This is a genomic window from Psychrobacter sp. T6-4 (assembly GCF_052258425.1).
GTDB lineage: Bacteria > Pseudomonadota > Gammaproteobacteria > Pseudomonadales > Moraxellaceae > Psychrobacter.
On sequence record NZ_JBQQEZ010000010.1, the window covers coordinates 26,602 to 50,316 of the forward strand.

Here is a 23,715-nt window from a genome sequence, read left to right on the forward strand (position 1 = left end):
AGCCATGAGGCAATCAAAAAGCTGTGCGGTCATTAATAACCTAATCTCCGCATATTATGCAGAGATTAAGAGGCTTATTCAATGCATTTTGAGTACTAAGCTTATGCTAATTTTTAAAGTTAACCTTTCTCTAGACGTCGATGCTTTAATTCAGATCTAAATCTCTTGCAAGTTTTTGATACTCGCCAGCCATAGAGCCGCCGCCTGAGCAGAAGCGACTCAGCGCATATTTATCTTGGCTATCAATAGCGAGTGTATCGTCTTTAAATTGAAAAAAAACGCTACTGTCATTTATATGTGTCTTAAAAATAATGCCGTGCGCTTGATCTTGACCTAATAAAGTTGCCGTACCATTGAACTGACAAGTTGGCTTTTTGATATCGCTACGGCTATGCACTTTTATCTTAATACTATCTTTAACGTCACTATCGTGACTAATTTTGATAGCCACCCAGTCGTAACCCTGCGCTCGCTTGTTATAACCCTCAGAGACATAGCTGCCAATGACTCTTTTTGCGGCAGATGAGGGCTTATATTGGACATCGACTGATTGACCTAAAGTGTGCGTTGATAATGTCGTGTGCGTGACATGAGTAGGAGACGTGCTACAGCCGCTAACAGTGATAACAGCAAGCAGCACCGCGGCAGCAGCGTAGGGCAGAAGTGGAGTGGTCATATAGTCGCTCATTTATTGAAGTTAAAAAAATACGCTTTTGCAGGCAGCTCGTAGAATACCCAATAAATTCACTTATGCCAACTTGAATAGGTGATAAGCGAATTTGTCACTAAGCAATAGATAAATCAGCTGCTAGCATAGCGCTCATTACTGCGAGAGTCTGTTGTTTATCACCTAAGCTTGCGCTAGTTATAAAAATGAGTCATTCACCTAACAGAGAACTACTATGACCAAAAAAATAGTTACCCCTAAGCGATCGCGACCTAATAACCGCCAGCAAAGCTTTTATGTTCAATCAAGCGCATTACTGATGACGGGTGCTGTTTTAGTGTTAGCAGGCTGCACGCAAGCGCCTGCTACGCAAGCGGATATAGACACAGCTTTGCACGATATTAAGCTACTCAACGTCTCCTATGATGTATCACGCGACTTTTATAAAGAATATAATCCACTGTTTAAAGCGGACTATCAGGCGCAGTATCCAGATAGTGATGTTCAGATTGATCAATCGCATGGTGGCTCTAGTAAGCAGGCGTTATCAGTAGCTAATGGCTTGCAAGCAGACATCGTCACTTTAAACCAAGAAAGTGATATGAATCTTCTTGTCGAAAAGGGACTGGTTGCAACCGATTGGAAGCAGGCTTTTCCAAACGATGCCGTTCCTTATACCAGCACTATCGTACTGCTAGTGCGCCAAGGCAATCCAAAAAATATTCAGGACTGGCAGGATTTGGCACGTACAGATATCGAGGTACTCATGCCAAATCCTAAGACCAGTGGTACCGCGCGTTACGCATTTTTGGGTGCCTACGGCTACGGTCTTCACAAGTTTAGTGAAAGTGCCCAAAGCGCGGCTCAAACAGATACTTATATGAGCAAACTACTTGCCAACGTCGTCACTTTTGACAATGGTGCCCGTGCGGCAACCACCAGCTTCACTCAGCGCGGGCTAGGGGACGTGCTCATCACCACCGAAAACGAAGCGCACCTAGTCGCAAAGCAGCACGCTAAAGGTCAAGTGGATATCGTGTACCCAAGCTATTCTATTAAGATCCATAACCCTGTCGCTGTCGTCAAAGCTGTGAGCGACAAACACGGTAGTACCGAGGCGGCTAATACTTATCTAAAAGGGCTGTGGGATGCACCTGCGCAAACGCTTATAGCAAAAACGTATCTACGCCCAAGCGATGAAAACATACTTGCCGCACATAGACAGACGCTACCTGAGATTGAGACTTTTGAGCCAGTAGCTGTCTTTGGATCGTGGACACAAATTATGGATGAATTTTTTGTTGATGGTGGACGTTTTGATAAGCTGGTACAAAAGAGCACTTCGTAGAGTCGTTAGATGACATGCGGTTTTGTGCCTAGTAAAAGTACGGTTTATTAAAAGGCAAAGGCACAACATTGCAACCATACAAGTCTCTGATAGCGATGGATTTTGTAGAATAAAAGGCGAGTCCATTGGCTATTTTAAGGTTTGTGTTTCGCGTTATTATTCCATTTTGGCAGAAACATACGCATATTCATCATTAAAGATAATAAGCTGGCGCTGTTAGCATACTGGCATCCCTTAACTCACATGACCTATTTTGAGACTCCTATGACTTATCAAGTTTATAAAAACAAAACCATTAGTACACTAAGTATTGCAGGTCTTGCGGTCACGCTTGGCTTAGCAGGCTGTAGCAACAATGATACTACCGAGACCACCACAAATGCTGATGGTACGCCTGCCGCTGAGAATCAAAATATTGAGCTGCTCAACGTCTCATACGATGTGGCGCGTGATTTTTATAAAGATTATAACCCTATGTTCGTTGAGCACTACAAATCTGAGAATCCAAATGCGACTGTGAATATCAAACAGTCTCATGGCGGCTCAAGCAAACAGGCGTTATCTGTGGCAAATGGCTTGCAAGCGGATGTGGCGACGATGAACCAAGGCTCAGATATCGAGCTACTACAAAAAGAGGGCTTGGTCGCTGATGATTGGGAAGCTCAGTTCCCTGATAACGCCGTACCCTTTACCAGCACGATCGTATTTTTGGTGCGTAAAGACAATCCAAAAAACATCAATGATTGGGAAGATCTCACCAAAGAAGGTGTTGAGATTGTCATGGCCAATCCAAAGGTCACAGGCAACGGTCGTTATGCCTTCTTGGGCGCTTATGGCTACGGTCTGCATGCTTTTGATAATAATGAAGACAACGCCAAAAATTACGTCCGCGACATGCTCAAAAACGTCAAGGTTTATGAGAATGGTGGACGTGCGGCGACCACAACCTTTGTGCAGCGCGGTATCGGTGATGTGCTCGTGACCTTTGAGAACGAAGCCAATCTAGCCGCCACGCAGTTCGGTCAAGGTCAAGTTGATATCGTCTATCCTAAGTACTCTATTAAGTCAGAGAGCCCCGTTGCCATCGTAAGCACGGTTACAGACAAAAAAGGGACGACAGATGCGGCCAAAGCTTATCTGGATTACCTATGGAGCGAGCCGGCTCAGCAGTTAGCTGCTGATCTATACCTGCGTCCTAGCGTTAAGAGCGTCCTTGATAAAAACGGCGATAAATTACCACCTGTTGAAACCTTCCGCCCGAACGATGCCTTTGGTTCATGGGATGAGATTATGGGTACGTTCTTTAGCGATAACGGCGTCTTTGATCAGCTCGCCGTCAATGCTCCGCAGTAATTAAGCGCTTTATTCACTATAAGCGACTGTAGCTTATGGATATTGAGACTTATAAATATGCAGACATGGGGACATAGCGATCACTGCTATGTCCTTTATGGTATAAGGCATTTCAATTGTAAAGTCATAAAAAATAAGAACAAACAGGACTACCCTTATGAGCGCAAAGACTCCTTTAGCCAATACGCTTGCTCCTCCTAATAAAGGCTGGCTCATGCGTTTGCGTCAGCGCAACGTGCTACCAGGCTTTGGTCTTAGCATGGGTATCACAGTCTTTAGTTTATCCCTGCTTGTGGTATTGCCGTTTGCGATGATGGCTTATACCACCACCCAGATGGGCTGGAGCGGGTTTTGGGAGACCATATCCCAGCCGCAGGTCACCGCCGCAATTAAGCTGAGCCTTTGGATGTCGTTTTTGGCGATGCTGACTAATATGGTGTTTGGTACCCTTGTCGCTTGGGTGCTGGTGCGCTATGAGTTTTGGGGCAAGTCCTTGATTAACGCCTTAGTTGACTTGCCTTTTGCACTACCGACAGCGGTAACGGGCATCTCGCTTGCCACGCTCTATGCGCCTAATGGCCTAATCGGACAATGGTTTGCCAAGATTGGTATTCAAGTGGCGTTTACGCCGATCGGTATTTGGCTCGCTTTAGTAGTGGTCAGCTTTCCCTTTATCGTGCGCGCCGTACAGCCTGTACTCGCTGAGCTATCGGTTGAATTTGAAGAGGCATCTGCGGTACTAGGTGCAACTCGTTTGACGACGTTTCGCAAAGTGATTCTGCCTGAGCTATTACCTGCGCTGTTTATGGGCGCTGGCATGATGTTTGCGCGGGCAACTGGTGAGTATGGTTCAGTAATTTTTATCGCGGGCAACATTCCCATGCAGTCTGAGATCTTGCCTATCATCATCATCAGTAAACTTGAGCAATTTGATATTCAAGGGGCGTCGGCTGTGGCGCTATTTATGCTGATGATCTCGTTTGTTATTTTGCTCAGTATCAATATCGTGCAGTGGAAACTGTCGCGCCGCGTAGGAGCTCGCTAATATGCAAATCGCCAATAGCTACGACTACCAAAGCAATCCTGCGACCAAAGATAAACCATGGGTCAGACGAGTATTTATCGGTATCGCCGTCTTATTTATGATTATCATGTTAGTCATCCCACTACTTGCCGTGTTTTATGAAGCGCTAAAAAATGGTTGGGATTTATATATTGCTTCCCTAGTTGAGGATGAGGCGCTACAAGCGATTAAGCTGACTTTGCTCACTGCCGCTATCGTTTTACCGATCAATATGGTGATGGGTATTGCTATTGCTTGGCTGGTAACCCGCTATCAATTTCGGGGTAAGCAATTGGTGACGACCTTACTTGATTTACCATTTTCGGTATCACCTGTGGTTGCAGGTCTGATGTTTATCCTGCTGTTTGGTCTAAATTCCCCTGTTGGCGGCTGGCTTGAGAGCCTAGGGTTTCAGGTAATATTTGCGGTACCAGGGATTGTGCTTGCAACGCTTTTTGTGACCTTTCCCTTTGTCGCCCGTGAGCTTATCCCTTTGATGCAAACCCAAGGCGACTCTGAAGAACAAGCGGCATTGACCCTAGGTGCCAGCGGTTGGCAAACGTTTTGGCACATCACAATGCCTAATATTAAATGGGCGCTGCTATATGGTTTGATATTGACCAATGCGCGCGCGATGGGTGAGTTTGGTGCGGTAAGCGTGGTATCAGGGCACATACGCGGTGAGACTAATACTATGCCGCTACTCGTTGAGATTGCCTATAACGAGTATAACTTTACCGCCGCTTTTGCCTTGTCAAGTTTGCTTGCCGCTTTAGCACTCGTCACTTTGCTGGTGCAGCAGATTATGACAAAGATGCAATCACGTAAGTTTGCCAAGTCTGAGCGCTTAGCGGCATCGCCTGGGTTGCCAGTGAGCGCCAATGCGACGGTTGACAATCAGCCAATCGAGAAACCAGCTAAAACCGACGGCGTCAAATAAATCCTAAAGAATGACACAGAGATATCACTATGAGCATTGAGATAAGAGACGTTAATAAAACCTTTGGTAAGTTTACCGCGTTGGATAATATTAATATTACCGTGCCAACTGGCAAGCTGACGACTTTACTTGGCCCCTCAGGCTGCGGCAAAACGACCTTGCTACGTATCATCGCAGGGCTTGAATATGCCGACTCAGGTCAGATATTGTTTGATGGTCTTGATGTGACCAATACGCCCGTGCAAAAGCGTCATATTGGCTTTATGTTTCAGCATTATGCGCTGTTTCGCCACAAAAACATCGCTGATAATATCGCTTTTGGGTTGACGCTACTGCCCAAAAACGAGCGTCCTAGCAAAACTGAAATCAAGCAGCGCGTGGTTGATTTGTTAGACTTGGTACAATTGCCGCAATTGGCTAATGCCTATCCGCATCAGCTCTCAGGCGGGCAGCGGCAGCGTATTGCGCTTGCGCGAGCATTAGCCGTCAAGCCTAAACTCTTGTTACTAGATGAGCCATTCGGCGCACTCGATGCCAAAGTGCGTAAAGAGCTGCGTACTTGGCTTAAGAATATCCATCACGAGCTGGGTATCACCAGTATTATGGTCACTCATGATCAAGAAGAGGCGCGAGCAGTATCAGATGAGATTGTGGTGATGAATCAAGGACGCGTTGAGCAAGTCGGCACGCCTGAGAGCCTCATTGAGCAGACCAGCAATGCCTTTGTCAGTGACTTTTTGGATTTGGTATAGCTGTTTGAAGGTGTCTAGATGCAAAAGTAAATAGGCGTAAAAAAGACCTAATATATAGGTCTTTTAAATTAGAGGTTTGCAAGTAGGGCTTTTTTACCCTCGGCTTGTTTGACCATCGTCTCGTGAGTAGACTCGAGAATGACTTGAGACCACTGCGGCAAATCGTTCGCCACTTCGTACCACATCCACGTACCATCTCGTACTGCATTGAGCAGACCAATTTTTTTAAGATGGTTAAGATGACGCGATATAGTAGGCTGCGGCTGATCTAACATATCCACTAATTCGCCAACGCAGCGCGCTTCTTTTTTGTACAAAATATAAAAGATATTTAACCGAGTTGGATCAGACAAAGCTTTGAACAGTCCAAGCGGTTGCATTACAAAACTATCAGTAGACATAGACGTTTCCAACTTATGGTTTGATTTAAAAACACAATATAACAGTAGATGAATAAATAATCGAATAATAATAGAAAACTTTACAGTTTTCGTAAAGGGACTACGGGTTGCTAATATCCATTTACAAACATACAGTTAGCGACATATTAGCGTAATACTTATACATGGCAATTACTCACATAAGCATTATTAATATAGTATATCTAAGGTATTTTTGCAAACATTTGTCAGTATAATCCTTGACCATCTTTGGGTTTTAGTCGTAAAAAGTGCAAACCTGACAAGATCGTTAAGATACCCAGTATCCAGTAGGTCGTTTGAAAGGCCAGTAAGGTATCAAATTCCATACGCTCACGTAATAGGTTTAAAACCGCAGCGCCAAAAGCAATACCAAACCCTATTGCTAACTGCTGATTGACGGCCATTAAGCTATTACCGCTACTGGTTTGCGTGCCTTGTAAGTCGCCTATGGTCAGGGTGTTCATAGCACTAAATTGCATAGAGTTGCTCGCACCCATTAAGATCAGCACAGGAATATACCACATCCAGTAAGAGGGGTCGTTGAACTGCGCTAGGATAATGATAAGTATCCCTAGCATAATGGTGTTGACCACCAAGACTTTACGGTAACTAAAACGCTGGATGATTTTGCTAACCCAAGGCTTGATACCTATTGCGCCAATAGCGATAGGGGCAAGTAGCCAACCTGCCTGCGACGGCGAGTATTCAAACACGACTTGTAGTAATAGCGGTAATAAAAAAGGCACTGCGCTAATGCCAAGACGGGTGAATAAATTTCCGACGATACCGATGCGAAAGGTACGAATAATAAATAATCCTAGCGGAAATAGGGGCGCGGCTCTACGTCTAGCGTGCCAAACATACGCGCCAATAAGTATTGAGGCGATAGCGCCAAGTAGTAGGCCGTACACTGCACGCCCTGATTGCGAGCCAAACTCAACCGCTAGGGTAAATCCGCAGGCCGCGGCGGCAAATAACAAAAACCCTGTCCAATCTAAACGCTGGGTGTCCTCAAACAAGGCGGGCACCAGTTTGCGCCCCATAACGAACCCAAGTAGCCCCATAGGAATATTGATTAAAAATATCCAGTGCCAGCTGGCATACTGGACAATATATCCGCCAAGTACAGGGCCAACTAAAGGCGCAATAAGCGCGGGTATCACCGCAAAATTCATGACGGTAAGCAGCTGGTTACGCGGATAGGACTTGACTAAGATAAGCCTCGCCACTGGCGTCATCATCGCACCGCCTAAACCTTGTATGATGCGTGACCCGATTAAGATGTTAAGCGTAGGCGAGGCGGCGCACATTAAAGAGCCGACAGAGAAGACGACAATGGCAGATAAGAACACACGGCGCGTACCGTATTTGTCTGCCAAAAAACCACTAACGGGGATAAATATAGCCAAAGCGAGCGCGTAACTGATAACCGCCCATTGCATTTTAAGCGGCGACTCACCAAGTGCTAACGCCATTTGCGGCAATGAAGTGTTCAAAATAGTGGCGTCAAGGATCTGCATAAACAAAGCCACTGCCAGTACATAAGGCAAAAACTTTTGCTGAGTGGGGGTCAATTTCACCATTATCGCCTATATTAAATTACCTAAGTGGCGCTAGTATAAGAACTCCGCCCAAATAATTAAAGAGCATCAAAGTAAACGTATGGATTACTAAATAAGGCTTTATAGCGCCTTGCTATGCCCGTTATAGTAGGGCGGCGATGCAACATAAACCTACAATCATCATCAAATAACAATCTAAGAGGATAACCCATGAGCCATCTTGATAACCAAGCAAAATCTTACACGCCGCCCAAAGTCTGGACGAATGATCAAGAAAATGGCGGTAAATTTGCCAACATCAATCGCCCAGAATCAGGCTCGCGCCATGAACAAGTATTACCTGTAGGACAAGCGCCGCTACAGCTATACTCCTTAAACACGCCAAACGGTATCAAGGTCAATATCTTGTTAGAAGAATTGGCTGAGCTTGGAATCAAAGAGGCGGCTTATGATGCCTACAAAATAGACATCTCAGAGGGTGATCAATTCGGCTCAGGGTTTGTTGAGATCAATCCCAATTCTAAAATACCTGCTTTGGTGGATCATAATAGCGGCACAATTGATGCCAATAAAAATGATGAGCCGCTTGCAGTGTTTGAGTCGGGTGCTATCTTGATGTACTTGGCAGAGAAATTTGGGCAGTTTATACCGATGCAGCAGGGACGCGCGCGCAGTGAATGCTTATCATGGGTAATGTGGCAGATGGGTAGCGCACCGTATCTGGGCGGCGGTTTTGGTCATTTTTATGCCTATGCGCCATATCCGATGGAATATCCAATTAACCGCTTTACTATGGAGACCAAACGCCAGCTTGATGTCCTGGACAAGCATTTGCAGAATCAAAGATACATGTGCGGTGATAGCGAGAGTGATTACAATATTGCCGACATCATTATTTGGGCATGGTATGGTCAATTGGTACTCGGTAAGCTGTATGAAGCAAAAGAGTTTTTGCAAGTTGATAGCTATGAGCATCTAAAACGCTGGGCGCAAACGATAGCAGAACGCCCTGCAGTTAAACGTGCAGTTGAACTGCCTCTTAATCCTATTAGTCAATCTTAATAACCGTATACTTTACTGTCTAAAGTACTATACAAAACAGGCCTGATAAGGATATTCTTATCAGGCTTTTTGGTAAGCTAAGCTAACAAGGCTAGTATCTATAGACAATAAATTTTAAGGGGCTGTAGTAAATAAGGATTAAATATCACACCATTTTCTCAGGATTTTCAGCTGATTAGATGGTGAACCATAGTTAAATCTAAACTCACATTCTTTTAAAAATAAATGGAAGTTTTTCTTATTAATCCCATTATACTTTCTGAGTGTTCGTTTGGACTGATTCCAGAAGTTCTCAATGCCATTGATGTGATTGTTCTTACCGCAAATGAACTCTATAGAGTGATTGACTCTGAAATGTTTAAACTCACTCACATCTAATGCATTGTAACTTCGATAGCTATCCGTATAAACAAAGCTGTCAGGCTTGATTTTACGCTTAATAACAGGCATTAGGGTAGTCTGTTTGGTGTCTGCTACGACAATGGTATAAACCTTACCGTTTCGTTTTAGAATACCAAATACAGCGGTTTTACCAGCTGCCCCGCGACCTCTTTTGCCTTTGCGTACACCGCCAAAGTAACTTTCATCTAATTCGACCTCACCATCAAAAAGCTCATCAGCTTCTAATGAGAGATGGTAATCTATCACAAGTCTTATTTTATGATAAAAAAGTGCAGCAGTATTAGGCTGAATATCAAGCAAATCTGCGGCTGTTCTAGCAGTCACTTCAGCCGTAAAAAACTCTAACAGCCTTCGCTGTGCTTTTTTACTTAGTTTACAACGGGTTATCTTCATAAAAGTAGTCTAGAATAGTGCTTATCTACTACAGCCCCAATTTTAATAATCGTTACATATTTCGTTGATTGCATTATTACATAATGCTACATTATCATAATAGATTGACACACTACCCAGCTAGAATGGCTCATTATTGTCCTTGAATATGCAAGTGTTATTGAGGAGAGATCGCACTATGGTACAGATCTATCGAAATATAATAAAAAGACCAATAGCCAAAAATATGTGGCGTATTACCGCTATATCTACAGCATTTATGCTATCTAGCTTTTCGACGCTAGCCGCTACATCACTGGAATTTACTCAACAAGACTGGCAGGCGGTGTGTGACAATACGCGTACTTGTCGGCTCGCAGGTTATCAGGCAGAAGGTAGCTCAGAGCAGCCCGTTTCTATTCTCTTAGTTAGACGCGCAGGCGTTGATACCAGCGTTGAGGGCAAAGTCAAATTTGGCGGCGCTAAAGAAAGCTCCTCTAAAGCTTTGATGCAGTTGGGTAATCGTCACCGCATCTCATTGTTTATAGATAATAAAGATTTGGGCAAGATTAAACCTCTGTCATCAGGAGACGCTGATCTTACTGCAGCGCAAGTGAATGCCTTAGTCACAGCACTCGCTAAATCTAGCAAAATTGAGCTGGTCTTACGTAACACCCGCTGGCAGCTCTCTGATAAAGGCGCAACCGCTGCTATGATGCAAGTGGACGCGGTGCAAGGCCGAGTAGGGACGCCCAGCGCTTTGATAGGCTCAGAAGACGCGACTAGATCGAATACTAGCGTACTCTCGGCCGCTGCTGCGCCCTCTTTAAATTTGGTACTTCCAAGCTCTCAAACCACCAATCAAAGCACCAAGTTTGTTATGCGCGCATCCAACCTTGCTTCTATGCTTAAACCCACTTTAAAAGATAGCAGCGACTGTCCTAATATTGCCGATAGCTCCTCTTGGCAAGTGGCGCGTTTGAGTAGCACCAAACTACTGGTGCAGCACAACTGTTGGAGCGCCGTCTATAACTCTGGCGCAGGCGCTTGGGTTATCAATGATCGCAAGCCCTATAACCCGCAGCTGGTAACGACCAATGCTACTGAATACAAAAGCGGCAAGATAAGCGCGGTACAAAAAGGGCGTAGCCTTGGCGACTGTCTGTCCAAAACTGACTGGATATGGAATGGCAAGCGCTTTGTCAAAAGTCATGAAAGCACCACAGGACTATGCCGCATGGTGTCAGTTGGCGGCGCATGGCAGCTACCTACATATGTCTCTGATGTCAAAATTATCCGTCAGTAATGGATTATTGATAGGCCTGTGAATTGAAAAATCAAAAAAACATGAGCAGATATATTTTACTGTGCTATACTACGTCGCCACGCAATTTGATATTGCGTGAATTATGAGATTGATAACATCGCCTGCGATTTTGAGCCTAGGATGGCTAAGAGTAATTGTTGCCGATGATTTTGTGTTCTGAAATAATCCTATTATTTTTGACTCATATCTTATCTACTGGCCTATGCGCCAAATTGGGTGTTATTTGATTTTATCGGCTTTGGATTAAAGCTTTGATAAAACGTCTATAACAGGCAAGGATAAGACACTCGGCGCTACCACCAAAATACGTCAGACAACAGACAACTTTTTTAGACTGCTTTTAGTAGCAAATATCATCGATAGATGATCTAAGTTGTGTGATGCGCGGTTATCAGTGGTAGGCAACTGGCATGCTGAATTTACAGCAGCCCATACTACCAAGGCAACTCATGACTGATATCTTATCTACCATCGCCGCTCAAAACGGCATCATCGATAGCAACACTACTGCAAATACTGCTACTCAAGCGCCTACTACAGACGCGGCGGACAGTGAGACTACTGACGAAAACCAAGTCACTTTTAAAGACCTTAACATTGCTAAGCCTATCTTAACAGCGCTTGATCGCAGTGGCTATACTAACCCAACTCCTATTCAAGCACAGGCCATTCCTTTTGCTCTAGAGGGCCGTGACCTTTTATTATCAGCACAAACAGGTAGTGGTAAGACGGCAGCGTTCGTCATTCCTGTACTCGATCGTTTAAGCCGCTCAACGAGCTTTGATAAATTAACCAAAGCGCTTATCTTAACGCCAACTCGTGAGCTTGCTCAGCAAGTACATGATAGCGTACGCACGTATTCTAAAGACATGCGCGGCGTATTTTGTGTGCCTTTAGTTGGCGGCGCGCCGTACAATGGTCAGATCACAGCGCTCAAAAAAGGCGTGCAAGTTATCGTAGCAACACCTGGTCGCTTGCTTGATCATATCAATGCAGGCCGCGTTGATCTATCAAGCTTAGAGGTCTTAGTACTAGATGAAGCGGATCGTATGCTCGATATGGGTTTTGCTGATGACATCAGCGATATCCTAAAAGCGGCGCCAACTGATCGTCAAACCATTATGTGTTCGGCAACTTGGGATGGCCCTGTCGGCAAAATCGCAGCAAGCTTTACCAAAAATCCTGAGCGCGTCTCTATCAAAGTTGAATCGGCTCACATCGATGAGACAGTTTATTACTGTGATGACTTCAATCACAAAAACAAGATCCTCGACACGCTCGTCTGCCAGCCTGAGATGGAGCAAATCATCATATTTGCCGCCACTAAGCGCAGCACTGAAAAACTAGCCAAGTCTCTACAAGAGCAAGGCCATAAAGCCAGCTTCTTGCATGGTGATCTACCTCAAAGCAAGCGTAACCGTATCGTGCAAGACCTGCGTAACGGCAAGTGCAAAATCCTAGTCGCAACAGACGTCGCCGCTCGTGGTCTTGACGTGCCAGCATTATCACACGTCATCAACTATGATCTTCCGCGTCAAACCGAAGATTACGTGCATCGTATTGGCCGCTGTGGCCGTGCGGGTCGTACTGGTGTTGCTATCAGCTTATGTAGCATGGATGATCGCCCGCAGCTTAATGCTATCAACCGCTATCTTGATCGCAAAATGGAAGTCTGCGTCATCGCTGGTATGGAGCCCAAAAAGACGTACGTACCTAGTGAGAACAAGCCTAAAGGTCGCGGACGTGGACGTGGTCGCTCAAACGGCGGTGGTAGCGGCCGTGGTCGCTCAGGCAATGGCGGCGGTTACGCAGGCAAGTCAAGTGGCGCTGCTACTTCTCAGCGCGCCAGCAATGACAGCGGTTATCAAGGTAAGCCGCGCGACTCATCAGGTAAGCCAAATGAGCGCTCTGGTGGCAAGCCGTATCAAGGTAAACGTACTGGCCCTGGTCGCAGTGATGGTACTGGCGTACCGCGCGGTGATCGCGCGGCAACAGGCCGTGGTCGTCCAAGTGGCAGCCAAGGTCGTCCAGCCAATCGCTCAGGCGGTCGCTCAAACAGCGGCAACCGTGGTGGCAACTCGTAGTAGCTAAGCTTAAGTAACTAAGCTTAAGCAGCTACACTTAAGTAACTAAACCTAATAACTAGATGAAGCGATTCATTTAGTTAGAGGTACAAGCCAAAGCCAGAGATTTAGCGAAAGCTAGTCTCTGGCTTTTTTTGTGTTTGGGTGTAGTATGCTTTGGTTGTAAAGTCAGTCTGACAGATCAAAGTCTAATCTCACTTACCCTTTACAATCTGACTGATCCTCTAAAAGAGCCTAGATATGCAAAGTGATATACAAAAACACAATAAGCTACCTAAGCAGGTTTATTTTTTATTAGTAGCTCAAAGTATTAATTTGACCACAGCGGTGTTGTCAGTGACGGTGGCGGCGCTGGTCGGACTGACATTAGCGCCAAAAGTCAGTTACGCCACCATCCCCTATGGATTGCAGTTTTTGGCGATTTTACTGAGCACGGTTATGTTCTCAAAGCTGATGGAGAGGTTTGGTCGTTATCGTATTTTTAAGATGGGTATTTTATTTTTATTCTTGTCAGGCGTTATTGGGTTTTTATCATTAATTTATGAGAACTTTTTGTATTTGTGCTTGAGCCATTTTTTATTAGGACTGTTTATTTCAACGGCTAATTTTTATAGATTTGCCGCGACAGATATCCTAAGTGGTGAGCTTATTGCTAAAGCGACCTCAATGGTCATCTCAGGCGGCGTGTTTGCCGCTATCATCGCGCCACTACTGGCGATAAATTTAGCCAAACTATCGGACTTACCAGATTACGCTTTGATCTACTTATCCTTGTCAGTTTTAGCGCTTGTGCTATCTGTAATCCTTTATCATTGGAATCAATCAAACAGCCATCACCACAAGTCAAACACCCAGCATGTGAGTAGTACGCAAAATGCAAAAGCGGTCTCGAATGCGCTGACGGTCAAAAAATATACCCTTATCATCGCTATATTGGGCGGGGCGCTGGGCTACTACATCATGAATCTGATGATGATAGCGTCGTCACTATTTTTAAAGCAAAGTCATTCTTTTGACTATGCCTCCTACGCTATCCAGATGCATGTGCTGGCGATGTTTTTACCTTCGTTTTTTGTCGCCAAATTGATTCATATTATTAATAGCGTCAATACCATTATACTTGGCTTCTTACTCATATCGCTCTCTTGCTTATTGCCTGTACTTTTTGCTGATACTATTTATATTAATATTGCTTTGATCGTTTTGGGCGTAGGTTGGAATTTTACGTATTCAGGAGGCTCTACGTTGCTAAGCAATATTCAAGGGCCGCAAAGACTAAAATTTCAGGGGATTAATGAGACTATCATTGCGCTGTTTGCTACCTTAGGTGCTTTTTTGCCTGCGCCTATATTGAGCTACTTTGGTTGGATCAATACCAATGTCATATTCTTTGTTTTTTCGATTGCTATCTCTGCTTTTTTTATCCTGTTTGTGTTATTTTTCAAAAACAAAAGCTATAGATAGAGTAAACCACTGGGTGGATGACCTTGCTCTAAGCTTTGTAAAACTCTAGGCTTTATAAAATTTTAAACTTTATAAAAACAATACCTATCGGACACTAACATGACCCCAATTCATATTGCTTTAGCTGTCCTAGTTGCCTTTATTTGGGGCGTAAACTTCACCTTTATTGCATGGTCACTTGAGAGCTTTCCGCCACTCATGCTCACCGCCATGCGTTTTTTCTTTACTGCCGTGCCCTTAGTGCTGTTTCTTAAGCCGCCCAAATTTAATCGCACCTTATTTATTTATGCGATTGGTACCTTTGTGTTGCAGTACGCCTTTGTCTTTACCGCTATGCATCTAGGCGCATCGGCAGGACTTACAGCGCTACTATTACAAATGCAGATTTTTATCACCGTATTGCTGGCTTTTTTATTATTGGGTGAGGCGGTAAGTGGTAAGCAAATAGTAGGGATGGTGATCGGTGTACTTGGACTTGGGGTGATTGCATTGAACCTCGGCGGTGATATGCCGCTGGCGGGCTTTATCTGTATTTTGATTGCCGCGATAGGTTGGAGCTTTGGCAACATTGCTTCAAAACAGGCCTCAAAGCAGCAGATCACAACGACATCTGCTATCTCAATGAATAATAGCAAGACCTCGAATAGATCAGCAGCATTATCAGCGTTAGCTCTGGTGGTATGGGGCGGGTTAATCGCTTGCGTGATATTGACGCTATCATCTTTGATACTTGAGCCTGATGCTTGGCAGCTAGTAACATTCACGCAGGCATCAATGAAGTCTTGGCTATCGCTTGGGTTTATCGTCTATATCTCGACGCTAATAGGCTTTGGACTGTGGGCGCATCTGCTGGCGCAAAACACCGCCTCAAAGGTTATGCCATTTGCTCTGCTGGTGCCAATATCTGGTATGGCGACCTCAGTGCTACTGACAGGGGAGGCGCTAACCTGGTGGAAGATGCTGGCGATGGTGCTTATTTTATCAGGACTAATACTGGCGAATGTGAAGCTGAGGTTTGGTAAAAAAAGTATTGAGGTTGGTTCTTGAGATGCGCATCAATAGTAAGAGATTGATGCGCGGGGTACACCCTAGATGTTAAGCGCTAAAGCCCTGATCTCGCCTAATCCCAATAATCCTCAGGGCAGGCGGGTAGCTCCATCAACGTATTGCGTAGCGCCTCTGACCAGTCGCGGCTGATTTTGTTAAAGTGTTCATCATCGGCCTCAATACGGCGACCTTTAGGCATGGTAAGGCTATCGTTTTGATAAACGACAAAATCGATCGGCATGCCGACAGAGAGGTTGGAGTGTATGGTTGAGTCAAACGAGAGCATCAAGGCTTGGGTTGCGTGATTGATATCGGTATCAAATTTAACTGAGCGATCCAAAATAGGCTTGCCATATTTGCTCTCACCCAATTGAAAAAACGGTGTATCCTCAGTCGCTCTGATACAGTTGCCTTGTGGGTATATCATGTACAGCTCGCTCGGTTGGCCTTTGATTTGACCGCCAAGCATAAACGAGCTGGTAAACGCACCATCGACAGAGGCATTAGCCACTTTTTTGGCGTGATTCATAACGCTGCGCATACACTCGCCAACCATCTGCGCGGCATCAAATAACGTCGCGACGGTATTTATATTGCCCTCGTTATGCTGATCGATATCGTTTTGTAGCTTATTAAACACCGCCTGCGAGGTGGCAAGGCTGCCTGCTGTTTGTAGTACCATAAAGCGCTCGCCCTCAACGCCATATTGATAGAGCTTGCGAAACGTTGAGATGTGATCGACGCCTGCATTGGTACGGGTATCACTGGCAAACAACAAGCCATCCTCTAAGCGGATGGCGGCACAATAAGTCATATATACTCCTTTACGTTAATAATTAAATAGGGGGTTATGATAACCGTGTGACCAAGACTTGACTGTAAAGATTCTCATAACCGCCGCCCATACGCACTCCGCGTACTGGCGCGGTGTCTAGATAATCACGCCCGATAGCGACATAAACGTGTGAGTTAGGGGCAAACGCTTGATTGGATATGTCAAAAGTATACCAGTAACCATCTAAGTACACCTCTGCCCAAGCGTGACTTGCCATATGGTTTTCGGTGTCGTCATACAAATAGCCTGAGACGTAGCGGGCGGGGATTTGTTGATCTCGCAGTAGACTCAAAAATACATGGGTATGATCCTGACAGACGCCTGCCTTTAATTCAAACGCCTCGCTTGCGGTGGTGCCGACATGCGTGACGTTTTTGACAAAAGGCATAATCATAATCAGCTCATTAGCCAAAGTCTTGAGGCTCTCGTGAGTGACATTTTGCAAAAATGGCGCGGCAAACTCACGCATGGCCTCTGAGCATTGAGTCAGCGGGCTTTGAACTGTAAACAGCAAGTAGGGGACATGCGCTAAGTCCTCTAAGCGCTCGGTATCAGTATTGATCTCAACGATACCTGAGGCCTGCATTTGCAAATTATCATGGGTCTCGTTACGGCTCAAAGTGAGCCACTCATTACCAAAACCGTCCTTTAGGTTGGTTGCGACTTTGGGCAATAGCACATCCCAGCGATGAATGGTTTGATGCGGCAGATTCATAGGTGTCATACGGATATACTGTACGCTGCGCTGCGCCTGCTCGCCATAATAGTAATTGGTCTGATGACTGATTTGAAGTTTCATATTGTCCTCTTATTATTTTGTTATTAGTAGTACATATATAACGGCTTTAAACCCCTTGTTGCAAGATAATGTTGAACTCGCGACTGATCAGTTTAAAATCATTAAACGCCTTGGAGCGAATCATCTGATTGGTCAAGCGAGTCAGCTCACGCCAGCGTGTATTCTCTGGCAGCTGGTTGATCCAGTGCTTAAACTCTAGACTTAATTGAGTGACGTCTTCACCGAGTAATACTGCGCGCTCTAATTGCTCAAAGTAGCGCCCAAGCTGCCAAAAACAAGTCACAGTTGGATGCTCTTGCTTCATCGCCGCGTTACAGGCATGCAGCTGCAAAGTGGCGGCGCGGTAAGTGCCAGCGTTAGAGAGACGCTTAATCAGATTATATAGCTCGGCGGTATCTTTACCGATAACACCTTTGGCCTCTTGCACATTAGTCTCAATTGAGGCCACCACGCTTGGTATCTTAAGATTACCCAAATCATGTATCAGCTGCGCCCGCATCACTTTCATGGACTCGCTAGCATCAGCATCGAACCCTAATCTTGTGATCAGATGTTGTACTTGCGGCTTTTTGAGGTCGCCTTTGATGAGCTTTTTCATGATATTGTCGTAGCAGTACAAGCGCTCGCTATAGCGCCCCAGCCATACCAGATAACTACTAGTTGATAGCAGTAGTATCATCGGCGCATCATCGAGATCCTCAAAGCCGGCCTCAGTCGGCTGCACGCGATCATAGTAATTGGCATGGTTGTCATACTTAGCGATACTATCAAAGGTGCTCTCAAGCGTACTTAGCTCAGAGGATTGGCTAGTACTAGTTGCCAAACCATCAGCTGATAATTGACTGTCATCGATGATCCAAGTGTCTTTGATACCGCCGCCTTGTGAGGAGTTGACGACCAGTGAGCCCTCAACCATCGCCACGCGGGTCAGACCGCCTGGCACGATATCGACAGAGCCATCACCGTGGCTTAAGATAAAGGGGCGCAGATCGATATGGCGCGGCGCGATACCGCGATACCGTCGCTGACGGCAGTAGGGTTGGTGGAGAGTGAAATAGTCGGCTGGGCGATAAAGCCTGCTGGATTCTCAAGTAAGCGCTTACGGTAGTCGCTAATCTCTTGCTTGGTTGAGGTCGGTCCAATCAGCATCCCGTAGCCGCCTGAGCCTTGGGTTTCTTTGACGACCAGCTTATCTAGATTGTCGAGCACGTAGGCGAGCTCATCAGGCTTACGGCACTGAAAGGTCTCGATATTGGGCAGGATTGGCTCTTCACCCAAATAAAACTCAATCATATCAGGCACAAACGGATAGAGACTTTTGTCATCAGCGACGCCAGTACCGGGCGCATTAACAATGACCACGTTGCCTGCGCGATAGGCACTCATAAGACCTGATACCCCAAGGATAGAATTGGACTGAAACGCTAATGGGTCGATAAAGGGATCATCGATACGGCGATAGATGATATCGACCTGTACCTTACCGCGTATGCCTTGCATATAGACTTTGCTATCCTCAACCACCAAGTCATAACCGTGCACCAGCGGCACGCTCATCTCATGCGCCAAAAACGCATGCTCATAGTAGGCACTATTAAAGCGTCCTGGGGTTAGGATGACAATCTGTGGATCGTATTTGCTCGTTGAGCTGGCAAGACATTTTTTGAGGCGCTGCGGGTAGTCGCTCACGCCCAATATCGGCGTTTGCATAAATAGATCAGACAGTAGCGTCTCAGAGATAGTTCGGCTCTCAAGCATATAAGAGACGCCAGAGGGCGTGCGCAAATTGTCCTCTAATACACAGAACTTACCGCTCTCATCGCGGATCAAATCGATACCACTGATGTGTGAGTAAATAGGCTTGTCCAGCTCAATACCCATCATCCACGGCTCGTAGCAGCCGCTAGCATAGACGTAGCTGTCTGGGACGATGCCCGCTTTCATAATAGCTTGCTCGTGATAAATATCATGCAAAAACGCATTCAAAGCGGTGATACGCTGCTTACACCCAGCCTCTATCTGCTGCCATTCGCTGGCGGCAATGATACGCGGAATAATATCAAACGGTATCATGCGCTCGATGTTTTTGGCATCGCTATAGACCGTGAATGTCACGCCTTTACGATAAAAGATATTCTCCGCTTGCTCGTTGAGATGATTAAGCGCATCGATACTGATGTCATCGAGCCAGTCGCCAACTGCTTGCGCGACGGGGCGGTACTCATCTTTATTGACCTTTAATTCATCAAAGGGTTGGGGTGGTTTATTGGATTTGGCGGGCGCTTTTGTATTGGCAGCACTAGTAGTCGCTTTGGCCTCTGTCGTGGTCTGGCTCTGAGTCCCTTTAGTGTCGTCATTCTTGTCTTGGCTTTGGCTCTGGTTTTGAGATTGGGTCGCTTCTTTATTCATAAATACCTCACGCATCCTTGGTAAAGTCATGGGTTCGATAACTGACGGGTCTAATGGCGCATCAGCATCCTGTACGCTTTGACTATAACGCGTCTATAGGGATAAGCACAACAGAGGTTTTATATTAAATGTTTGTTTTTAGGGTGTATTTTTGTCAGATAACGGCGATTATGCGTAGGATGATGCAGCAGATCGATGCGATTGAAGTGGTGTAGTTTTCAATATATGATTAGTTTTAACTTTCATTCAGTCTTAAAATTCGGTAAATTTCAAACAATGAATAAATTTTTTAGCCCAAAAATAAATATGCTACGTTATTTTATTTCATGTACTTTCCTGTTTTTGGTTCTACCAGCTTATGGACAAGAGCTATGGCATGGTGCTGAAAAAGGTATGAGTACAAGTGAAGTTCAGAAAATTTTTCCAAATATTGAAGAAAGGGAGGAGTATCTTTCAATTTCTGGAAGGTCTGATGACATAGAACCTTTATTGGTAATTGATGAATATAAACTCTTCGACACTTACTTTAAGGTGCTTTTCTTCTTTAAAGACAATAATTTAGAAGCCGTAAAGTTGCACTGTATAGAGTGGGACAAGTGTTATTACACAAAAGATATGATGCTAAGCTCCTTACGTGATGAATTCGGATATGAAGCCCATACACGTAAAATAAATACTAGCTTAGATATTAAGTACTGGATGTTAGACGATGGCGTAAATATTAGAATGTTTAGTGAAAAAATTTCTAATCTTCTGAGTGTTGACTTCCAAGTTTCTGAGTGAATATGCTAGCGCTTAAGGGTTAAGACATGAGACGACTAACGGCATCCTGGGCGTTGCCTATCTTAGCGCTCAGCTTGGCGACAGGCTGTAGTCAGGAGTATGATATGCAAGTCTTACCAGCAGGTAGCCGCGTTGTAGCTTTGGGCGATTCGCTCACTTATGGCTATGGCACAACGCCGCAGAACAATTATCCTAGCGTATTGACAGGGCTGACAGGCTGGCAGGTCATCAACGCAGGCGTCAATGGCAATACCTCAGCTGATGTGCTGGCACGTATCGATCAGGTTATTACGCTTGACCCTGATCTGGTACTGCTGGGCGTCGGTGGCAACGATGTGCTCAGGCGCGTGCAATCAGGGACGACGAGCGCCAATATCACTCTGGCTATTGAGCAACTAAAAGCCGCTGACATTCCCGTCATTCTTATCGCCCAGCCGTATTTTAGCACCAGCGCCTTGTTCGGTAGAGCGAGCGATAATCCTATCTATAAGCAAATTGCCAAAAGCGAAAACGTACCACTATATAGCAAACGCTGGTCGGAGGTGATATCAAGCGATAAACTCAAATCAGACCAGATTCATCCCAACGCCGCAGGTTATCGCTACTTTGCAGAGGGGCTGCATGCGTATTTGCAGGCAGAGGGCTGGACGCGTTGAGTATAAGTGTAGCGACTTAGTCTGATCACTTAGCTCTGACTACATTTAACTTTTAATTACATCACAACGATTAACCCCTCATCAGCGGGTATCGTGCCCTCGCAAACATCAGCATAGACATCCGACAATCCCGTTACGCCGTCCAGCTCTTTGATCTTTAGCCAGCAACTGGTCTTGGCAGCACAGTCCATGATATAGCGCGTTGAGCGCTCGTTAAACTGGTCAGCGCCCCATTCTTTCATTAGCTTTTGAATTTGACTTGGCGCAAAAAATTGCTCGCTGCGCTGCGTGATGATGCCCTCAGCTTGACGCGGCTCATCCCAATGCGTCAGTCCAACGTTACTAGTAAAGCGCATGTTGTCGCCCAAATGCGTATGCAAGCGACTAAGCACCTCAGTATTGGCGGACATATCGACGATGACGGTCGGAGTATTTGTGTCAATCTGTTCGATATCGTCGTAGCTGAGCACCGTATCGTAGGCATCTATGGACTGTACGAAGTCTAAGTTACGATTTGAGGTCAGACCGATGACGGTTGGCGCATCTGTGTCATTACTTAGTCCATATCCCAAGCCGATGCTGGTCTTGCTAGAGGCGCTGATAATAACGACTTGCTCAGCTCCATACCAGTCATTGCTCGCCAGCATATCCTGAATACAAAACGCGGTGAGATGCAGCACGGCAAGTAACATGCGTGGGTTGTCATAAGCGCGGTCGTAACCTGCTTCATAAGTGACGCGCTGATATAAGTTATAGCTTGGTGGCAGATGCGCGCGATGATCACTGCCATCCATAAGACTTGAGCCACTTACGCGCACAGGCTTAATCACAAGGGTAGTGGCGGGTGGGAAATAACCAAATAGCCGTTCGCCGACAAGGATACCATCATTATTTGACTCGATGACATCGGCAAAGCCCCAAACAGGAATAATGCCCCAGTGCTCAGGGTTATCGCCACTGGGCGCAAAAAACTGCCAATAGCGCAGGTAATCGCCCATCACCGCGTAGGTAATGTTATTGGCGGTAAAGGCGAAGCGGTCGATCTTGAGCAGTACTTCGCCATCAGTGATCGGCTGGCATCTCGTTTCAATGATACGCGACTGAGTAATATCGGCTTTATTGGTTTGGAATTCTTGTACGTTGACTATTGGCATGATTTTCTCCTTGATTATTATTGTTAAGTGTTCACTATACTGCGCTATGCATATCAATATTTAAACGAACACCACAAGTTAAAGTGCTACTATTAAGTCAATCTTAAAGTATAACCGTCAAACAATGACAGTGATAAATAGTAATGACGATAAATAGTAATGACTTAGGTTTGCACAATAAAATAGAGAGTTATCAAAGTATCGATGGTCAAGCAAGAGTTGACGTACGCTTTGACGCGGATACTGTTTGGCTCTCACAGGCACAGATGACAGTATTATTTGGGCGCGATCAATAAGTATAGCGCTAAGTTGCTTGCTATCACTCTGAAACTCTAACTTCATTACCATTAGACTAGTACTAATAATATTTAAGTTTAAAAGCAAAATTTCTCTATTAGCGATAAGGCAAGGATAATATAAATGTTTGAGATGATAAAAGAGTGGCGTGAGCAGCGTGTACTGGACAATAGTAAATATAGCCAAGATGACTGGGCGCAAGCGGCGCAGCTCGTTGTTATTCTTGATCGTTTAGACGACGATGAGCTGGCAAGACTATTTGAGCTGGCGACGTTATTTTTGGCAGACAAGTCTATCACTGGCGCGCAGGGCTTTGAGATTACCGATAAGGTTAGGCAATCGATTGCGCTACAAGCCTGCCTGCCGATTCTCAATCTGGGTCTTGACTGGTACGCAGGCTGGTCATCAGTCATCATTTACGCAGGCTCGTATAAAAGTATCACCAAAACGGTCGATGAGGCCGGTATCGTGCACGAGGGCCAGCAGCATCGTAGCGGGGAGGCGTGGCTACGCGGGCCTGTCATACTGTCTTGGAAAGATGCCAAGCATTCAGGCGAGCGCGATGGACATAATGTCGTCATTCATGAGTTTGTACATAAGCTCGATATGTTAAATGGGCGCACTAATGGCTTCCCGCCCATGCAACCTGATATGGATCCTGAGCGCTGGACTTCCATTATGAGCCGCGATTTTGAGGACTTCCAAAAACATCGCAAATCAGGTCTCGATCGATATGGCGCGACCAATCCTGCCGAATTCTTTGCGGTGCTAAGCGAAGTGTTTTTTGAGACCCCGCAAAAGCTGGTTGATGCCTATCCTGATATTTATGACATTATGGTCAAATTCTTTAAACAGATGCCAATCTGACCTTTTAAGGTAGATCTATAGCACAGGATAACTCTATAGCGATAAAAAAG

The 23,715-nt window shown here is 45.4% G+C and carries 21 protein-coding genes and 1 pseudogene; 14 read left to right on the plus strand and 8 right to left on the minus strand.

From position 1 onward, the window contains the following. Window positions 1-145: 145 nt before the first annotated feature. Window positions 146-676: a hypothetical protein gene (locus tag ACTXGE_RS08390; protein ID WP_443543003.1), complete on the minus strand. Its 531-nt coding sequence runs from the start codon at window positions 674-676 to the stop codon at window positions 146-148. A 310-nt stretch (window positions 677-986) separates the two neighbouring features. On the opposite strand from ACTXGE_RS08390, the gene ACTXGE_RS08395 reads away from it, so the two are divergent. The 5 genes from ACTXGE_RS08395 to ACTXGE_RS08415 all read left to right on the plus strand — a co-directional run bounded on the left by ACTXGE_RS08395 (window position 987) and on the right by ACTXGE_RS08415 (window position 6,123). Continuing rightward, the gene (locus ACTXGE_RS08395; RefSeq protein WP_443543120.1) at window positions 987-2,015 is read left to right on the plus strand and encodes a sulfate ABC transporter substrate-binding protein; all 1,029 of its coding nucleotides are present in this window, start codon (window positions 987-989) and stop codon (window positions 2,013-2,015) included. 264 nt (window positions 2,016-2,279) lie between these two features. Further along, window positions 2,280-3,368 carry a sulfate ABC transporter substrate-binding protein gene (locus tag ACTXGE_RS08400; protein ID WP_443543004.1) on the plus strand — a complete coding sequence of 363 codons (1,089 nt, stop codon included), beginning with the start codon at window positions 2,280-2,282 and terminating at the stop codon, window positions 3,366-3,368. A gap of 214 nt (window positions 3,369-3,582) precedes the next feature. After that, the gene (gene cysT, locus ACTXGE_RS08405; protein WP_435951032.1) at window positions 3,583-4,413 is read left to right on the plus strand and encodes a sulfate ABC transporter permease subunit CysT; all 831 of its coding nucleotides are present in this window, start codon (window positions 3,583-3,585) and stop codon (window positions 4,411-4,413) included. A 1-nt stretch (window position 4,414) separates the two neighbouring features. Then, window positions 4,415-5,371: a sulfate ABC transporter permease subunit CysW gene (gene cysW, locus ACTXGE_RS08410; RefSeq protein ID WP_443543006.1), complete on the plus strand. Its 957-nt coding sequence runs from the start codon at window positions 4,415-4,417 to the stop codon at window positions 5,369-5,371. A gap of 29 nt (window positions 5,372-5,400) precedes the next feature. Then, window positions 5,401-6,123 carry a sulfate/molybdate ABC transporter ATP-binding protein gene (locus ACTXGE_RS08415; RefSeq protein ID WP_443543008.1) on the plus strand — a complete coding sequence of 241 codons (723 nt, stop codon included), beginning with the start codon at window positions 5,401-5,403 and terminating at the stop codon, window positions 6,121-6,123. Window positions 6,124-6,191: 68 nt separating this feature from the next. On the opposite strand, the gene ACTXGE_RS08420 is transcribed toward ACTXGE_RS08415, so the two are convergent. Both ACTXGE_RS08420 and ACTXGE_RS08425 read right to left on the minus strand, forming a co-directional pair. After that, window positions 6,192-6,524: an ArsR/SmtB family transcription factor gene (locus tag ACTXGE_RS08420; RefSeq protein ID WP_443543010.1), complete on the minus strand. Its 333-nt coding sequence runs from the start codon at window positions 6,522-6,524 to the stop codon at window positions 6,192-6,194. A gap of 227 nt (window positions 6,525-6,751) precedes the next feature. Next, entirely contained in the window at window positions 6,752-8,128 is a 1,377-nt protein-coding gene (locus ACTXGE_RS08425) for a DHA2 family efflux MFS transporter permease subunit (protein WP_443543012.1), read from the minus strand. A gap of 189 nt (window positions 8,129-8,317) precedes the next feature. On the opposite strand from ACTXGE_RS08425, the gene yghU reads away from it, so the two are divergent. Beyond that, window positions 8,318-9,169 (plus strand): glutathione-dependent disulfide-bond oxidoreductase, encoded by an 852-nt coding sequence (gene yghU, locus ACTXGE_RS08430; protein WP_443543014.1) that lies wholly within the window; start codon window positions 8,318-8,320, stop codon window positions 9,167-9,169. A gap of 138 nt (window positions 9,170-9,307) precedes the next feature. Here the strand turns inward: yghU and ACTXGE_RS08435 are convergent, their stop codons facing one another. Next, the gene (locus ACTXGE_RS08435) at window positions 9,308-9,964 is read right to left on the minus strand and encodes an IS1595 family transposase (RefSeq protein WP_443543016.1); all 657 of its coding nucleotides are present in this window, start codon (window positions 9,962-9,964) and stop codon (window positions 9,308-9,310) included. A gap of 226 nt (window positions 9,965-10,190) precedes the next feature. Between ACTXGE_RS08435 and ACTXGE_RS08440 the strand changes: the two genes are divergently transcribed. The 4 genes from ACTXGE_RS08440 (at window position 10,191) to ACTXGE_RS08455 (ending at window position 15,865) form a co-directional block, all read left to right on the plus strand. Then, a complete protein-coding gene (locus ACTXGE_RS08440) occupies window positions 10,191-11,249 on the plus strand; it encodes a DUF1176 domain-containing protein (protein WP_443543018.1) in 1,059 nt (352 codons plus the stop codon). A 470-nt stretch (window positions 11,250-11,719) separates the two neighbouring features. Further along, window positions 11,720-13,354, plus strand: a complete 1,635-nt coding sequence (locus ACTXGE_RS08445; protein ID WP_443543122.1) for a DEAD/DEAH box helicase — start codon at window positions 11,720-11,722, stop codon at window positions 13,352-13,354. Window positions 13,355-13,594: 240 nt separating this feature from the next. Continuing rightward, window positions 13,595-14,818, plus strand: a complete 1,224-nt coding sequence (locus tag ACTXGE_RS08450; RefSeq protein ID WP_443543020.1) for an MFS transporter — start codon at window positions 13,595-13,597, stop codon at window positions 14,816-14,818. Between the two features lie 99 nt (window positions 14,819-14,917). Beyond that, window positions 14,918-15,865: an EamA family transporter gene (locus ACTXGE_RS08455; protein ID WP_443543022.1), complete on the plus strand. Its 948-nt coding sequence runs from the start codon at window positions 14,918-14,920 to the stop codon at window positions 15,863-15,865. Window positions 15,866-15,938: 73 nt separating this feature from the next. Here the strand turns inward: ACTXGE_RS08455 and ACTXGE_RS08460 are convergent, their stop codons facing one another. The 3 genes and pseudogenes from ACTXGE_RS08460 to ACTXGE_RS08470 form a co-directional block, all read right to left on the minus strand. Further along, entirely contained in the window at window positions 15,939-16,679 is a 741-nt protein-coding gene (locus ACTXGE_RS08460; RefSeq protein WP_443543024.1) for a peptidase, read from the minus strand. Window positions 16,680-16,713: 34 nt separating this feature from the next. Next, window positions 16,714-17,499 carry a transglutaminase family protein gene (locus ACTXGE_RS08465; RefSeq protein WP_443543026.1) on the minus strand — a complete coding sequence of 262 codons (786 nt, stop codon included), beginning with the start codon at window positions 17,497-17,499 and terminating at the stop codon, window positions 16,714-16,716. Between the two features lie 847 nt (window positions 17,500-18,346). Next, a pseudogene (locus ACTXGE_RS08470) lies at window positions 18,347-19,923 on the minus strand (circularly permuted type 2 ATP-grasp protein); the annotation flags it as partial. 261 nt (window positions 19,924-20,184) lie between these two features. Between ACTXGE_RS08470 and ACTXGE_RS08475 the strand changes: the two are divergent. Both ACTXGE_RS08475 and ACTXGE_RS08480 read left to right on the plus strand, forming a co-directional pair. Continuing rightward, complete coding sequence (locus tag ACTXGE_RS08475; RefSeq protein ID WP_443543028.1) at window positions 20,185-20,691, plus strand: hypothetical protein; 507 nt, start codon at window positions 20,185-20,187, stop codon at window positions 20,689-20,691. A gap of 26 nt (window positions 20,692-20,717) precedes the next feature. Then, window positions 20,718-21,347 (plus strand): GDSL-type esterase/lipase family protein, encoded by a 630-nt coding sequence (locus ACTXGE_RS08480; protein WP_443543029.1) that lies wholly within the window; start codon window positions 20,718-20,720, stop codon window positions 21,345-21,347. 56 nt (window positions 21,348-21,403) lie between these two features. Here the strand turns inward: ACTXGE_RS08480 and ACTXGE_RS08485 are convergent, their stop codons facing one another. Continuing rightward, on the minus strand, window positions 21,404-22,501 hold the full coding sequence (locus ACTXGE_RS08485; RefSeq protein ID WP_443543031.1) for a DUF2855 family protein: 1,098 nt from the start codon (window positions 22,499-22,501) through the stop codon (window positions 21,404-21,406). A gap of 143 nt (window positions 22,502-22,644) precedes the next feature. On the opposite strand from ACTXGE_RS08485, the gene ACTXGE_RS08490 reads away from it, so the two are divergent. After that, window positions 22,645-22,797 (plus strand): hypothetical protein, encoded by a 153-nt coding sequence (locus ACTXGE_RS08490; RefSeq protein ID WP_443543033.1) that lies wholly within the window; start codon window positions 22,645-22,647, stop codon window positions 22,795-22,797. 124 nt (window positions 22,798-22,921) lie between these two features. Beyond that, window positions 22,922-23,665 (plus strand): M90 family metallopeptidase, encoded by a 744-nt coding sequence (locus tag ACTXGE_RS08495; protein ID WP_443543035.1) that lies wholly within the window; start codon window positions 22,922-22,924, stop codon window positions 23,663-23,665. Window positions 23,666-23,715 lie beyond the last annotated feature (50 nt).

What these genes read in the sequence shown, in the direction of transcription:
- ACTXGE_RS08495 (WP_443543035.1), top strand. Translation starts at nt 22,922, where the DNA reads ATGTTTGAGATGATAAAAGAGTGGCGTGAGCAGCGTGTACTGGACAAT.
- ACTXGE_RS08400 (WP_443543004.1), top strand. Translation starts at nt 2,280, where the DNA reads ATGACTTATCAAGTTTATAAAAACAAAACCATTAGTACACTAAGTATT.
- ACTXGE_RS08460 (WP_443543024.1), bottom strand. Translation starts at nt 16,679, where the DNA reads ATGACTTATTGTGCCGCCATCCGCTTAGAGGATGGCTTGTTGTTTGCC.
- ACTXGE_RS08450 (WP_443543020.1), top strand. Translation starts at nt 13,595, where the DNA reads ATGCAAAGTGATATACAAAAACACAATAAGCTACCTAAGCAGGTTTAT.
- ACTXGE_RS08425 (WP_443543012.1), bottom strand. Translation starts at nt 8,128, where the DNA reads ATGGTGAAATTGACCCCCACTCAGCAAAAGTTTTTGCCTTATGTACTG.
- ACTXGE_RS08480 (WP_443543029.1), top strand. Translation starts at nt 20,718, where the DNA reads ATGAGACGACTAACGGCATCCTGGGCGTTGCCTATCTTAGCGCTCAGC.
- yghU (WP_443543014.1), top strand. Translation starts at nt 8,318, where the DNA reads ATGAGCCATCTTGATAACCAAGCAAAATCTTACACGCCGCCCAAAGTC.
- ACTXGE_RS08465 (WP_443543026.1), bottom strand. Translation starts at nt 17,499, where the DNA reads ATGAAACTTCAAATCAGTCATCAGACCAATTACTATTATGGCGAGCAG.
- ACTXGE_RS08415 (WP_443543008.1), top strand. Translation starts at nt 5,401, where the DNA reads ATGAGCATTGAGATAAGAGACGTTAATAAAACCTTTGGTAAGTTTACC.
- cysT (WP_435951032.1), top strand. Translation starts at nt 3,583, where the DNA reads ATGCGTTTGCGTCAGCGCAACGTGCTACCAGGCTTTGGTCTTAGCATG.
- cysW (WP_443543006.1), top strand. Translation starts at nt 4,415, where the DNA reads ATGCAAATCGCCAATAGCTACGACTACCAAAGCAATCCTGCGACCAAA.
- ACTXGE_RS08485 (WP_443543031.1), bottom strand. Translation starts at nt 22,501, where the DNA reads ATGCCAATAGTCAACGTACAAGAATTCCAAACCAATAAAGCCGATATT.
- ACTXGE_RS08420 (WP_443543010.1), bottom strand. Translation starts at nt 6,524, where the DNA reads ATGTCTACTGATAGTTTTGTAATGCAACCGCTTGGACTGTTCAAAGCT.
- ACTXGE_RS08435 (WP_443543016.1), bottom strand. Translation starts at nt 9,964, where the DNA reads ATGAAGATAACCCGTTGTAAACTAAGTAAAAAAGCACAGCGAAGGCTG.
- ACTXGE_RS08390 (WP_443543003.1), bottom strand. Translation starts at nt 676, where the DNA reads ATGACCACTCCACTTCTGCCCTACGCTGCTGCCGCGGTGCTGCTTGCT.
- ACTXGE_RS08455 (WP_443543022.1), top strand. Translation starts at nt 14,918, where the DNA reads ATGACCCCAATTCATATTGCTTTAGCTGTCCTAGTTGCCTTTATTTGG.
- ACTXGE_RS08445 (WP_443543122.1), top strand. Translation starts at nt 11,720, where the DNA reads ATGACTGATATCTTATCTACCATCGCCGCTCAAAACGGCATCATCGAT.
- ACTXGE_RS08490 (WP_443543033.1), top strand. Translation starts at nt 22,645, where the DNA reads ATGACGATAAATAGTAATGACTTAGGTTTGCACAATAAAATAGAGAGT.
- ACTXGE_RS08475 (WP_443543028.1), top strand. Translation starts at nt 20,185, where the DNA reads ATGAATAAATTTTTTAGCCCAAAAATAAATATGCTACGTTATTTTATT.
- ACTXGE_RS08440 (WP_443543018.1), top strand. Translation starts at nt 10,191, where the DNA reads ATGTGGCGTATTACCGCTATATCTACAGCATTTATGCTATCTAGCTTT.
- ACTXGE_RS08395 (WP_443543120.1), top strand. Translation starts at nt 987, where the DNA reads ATGACGGGTGCTGTTTTAGTGTTAGCAGGCTGCACGCAAGCGCCTGCT.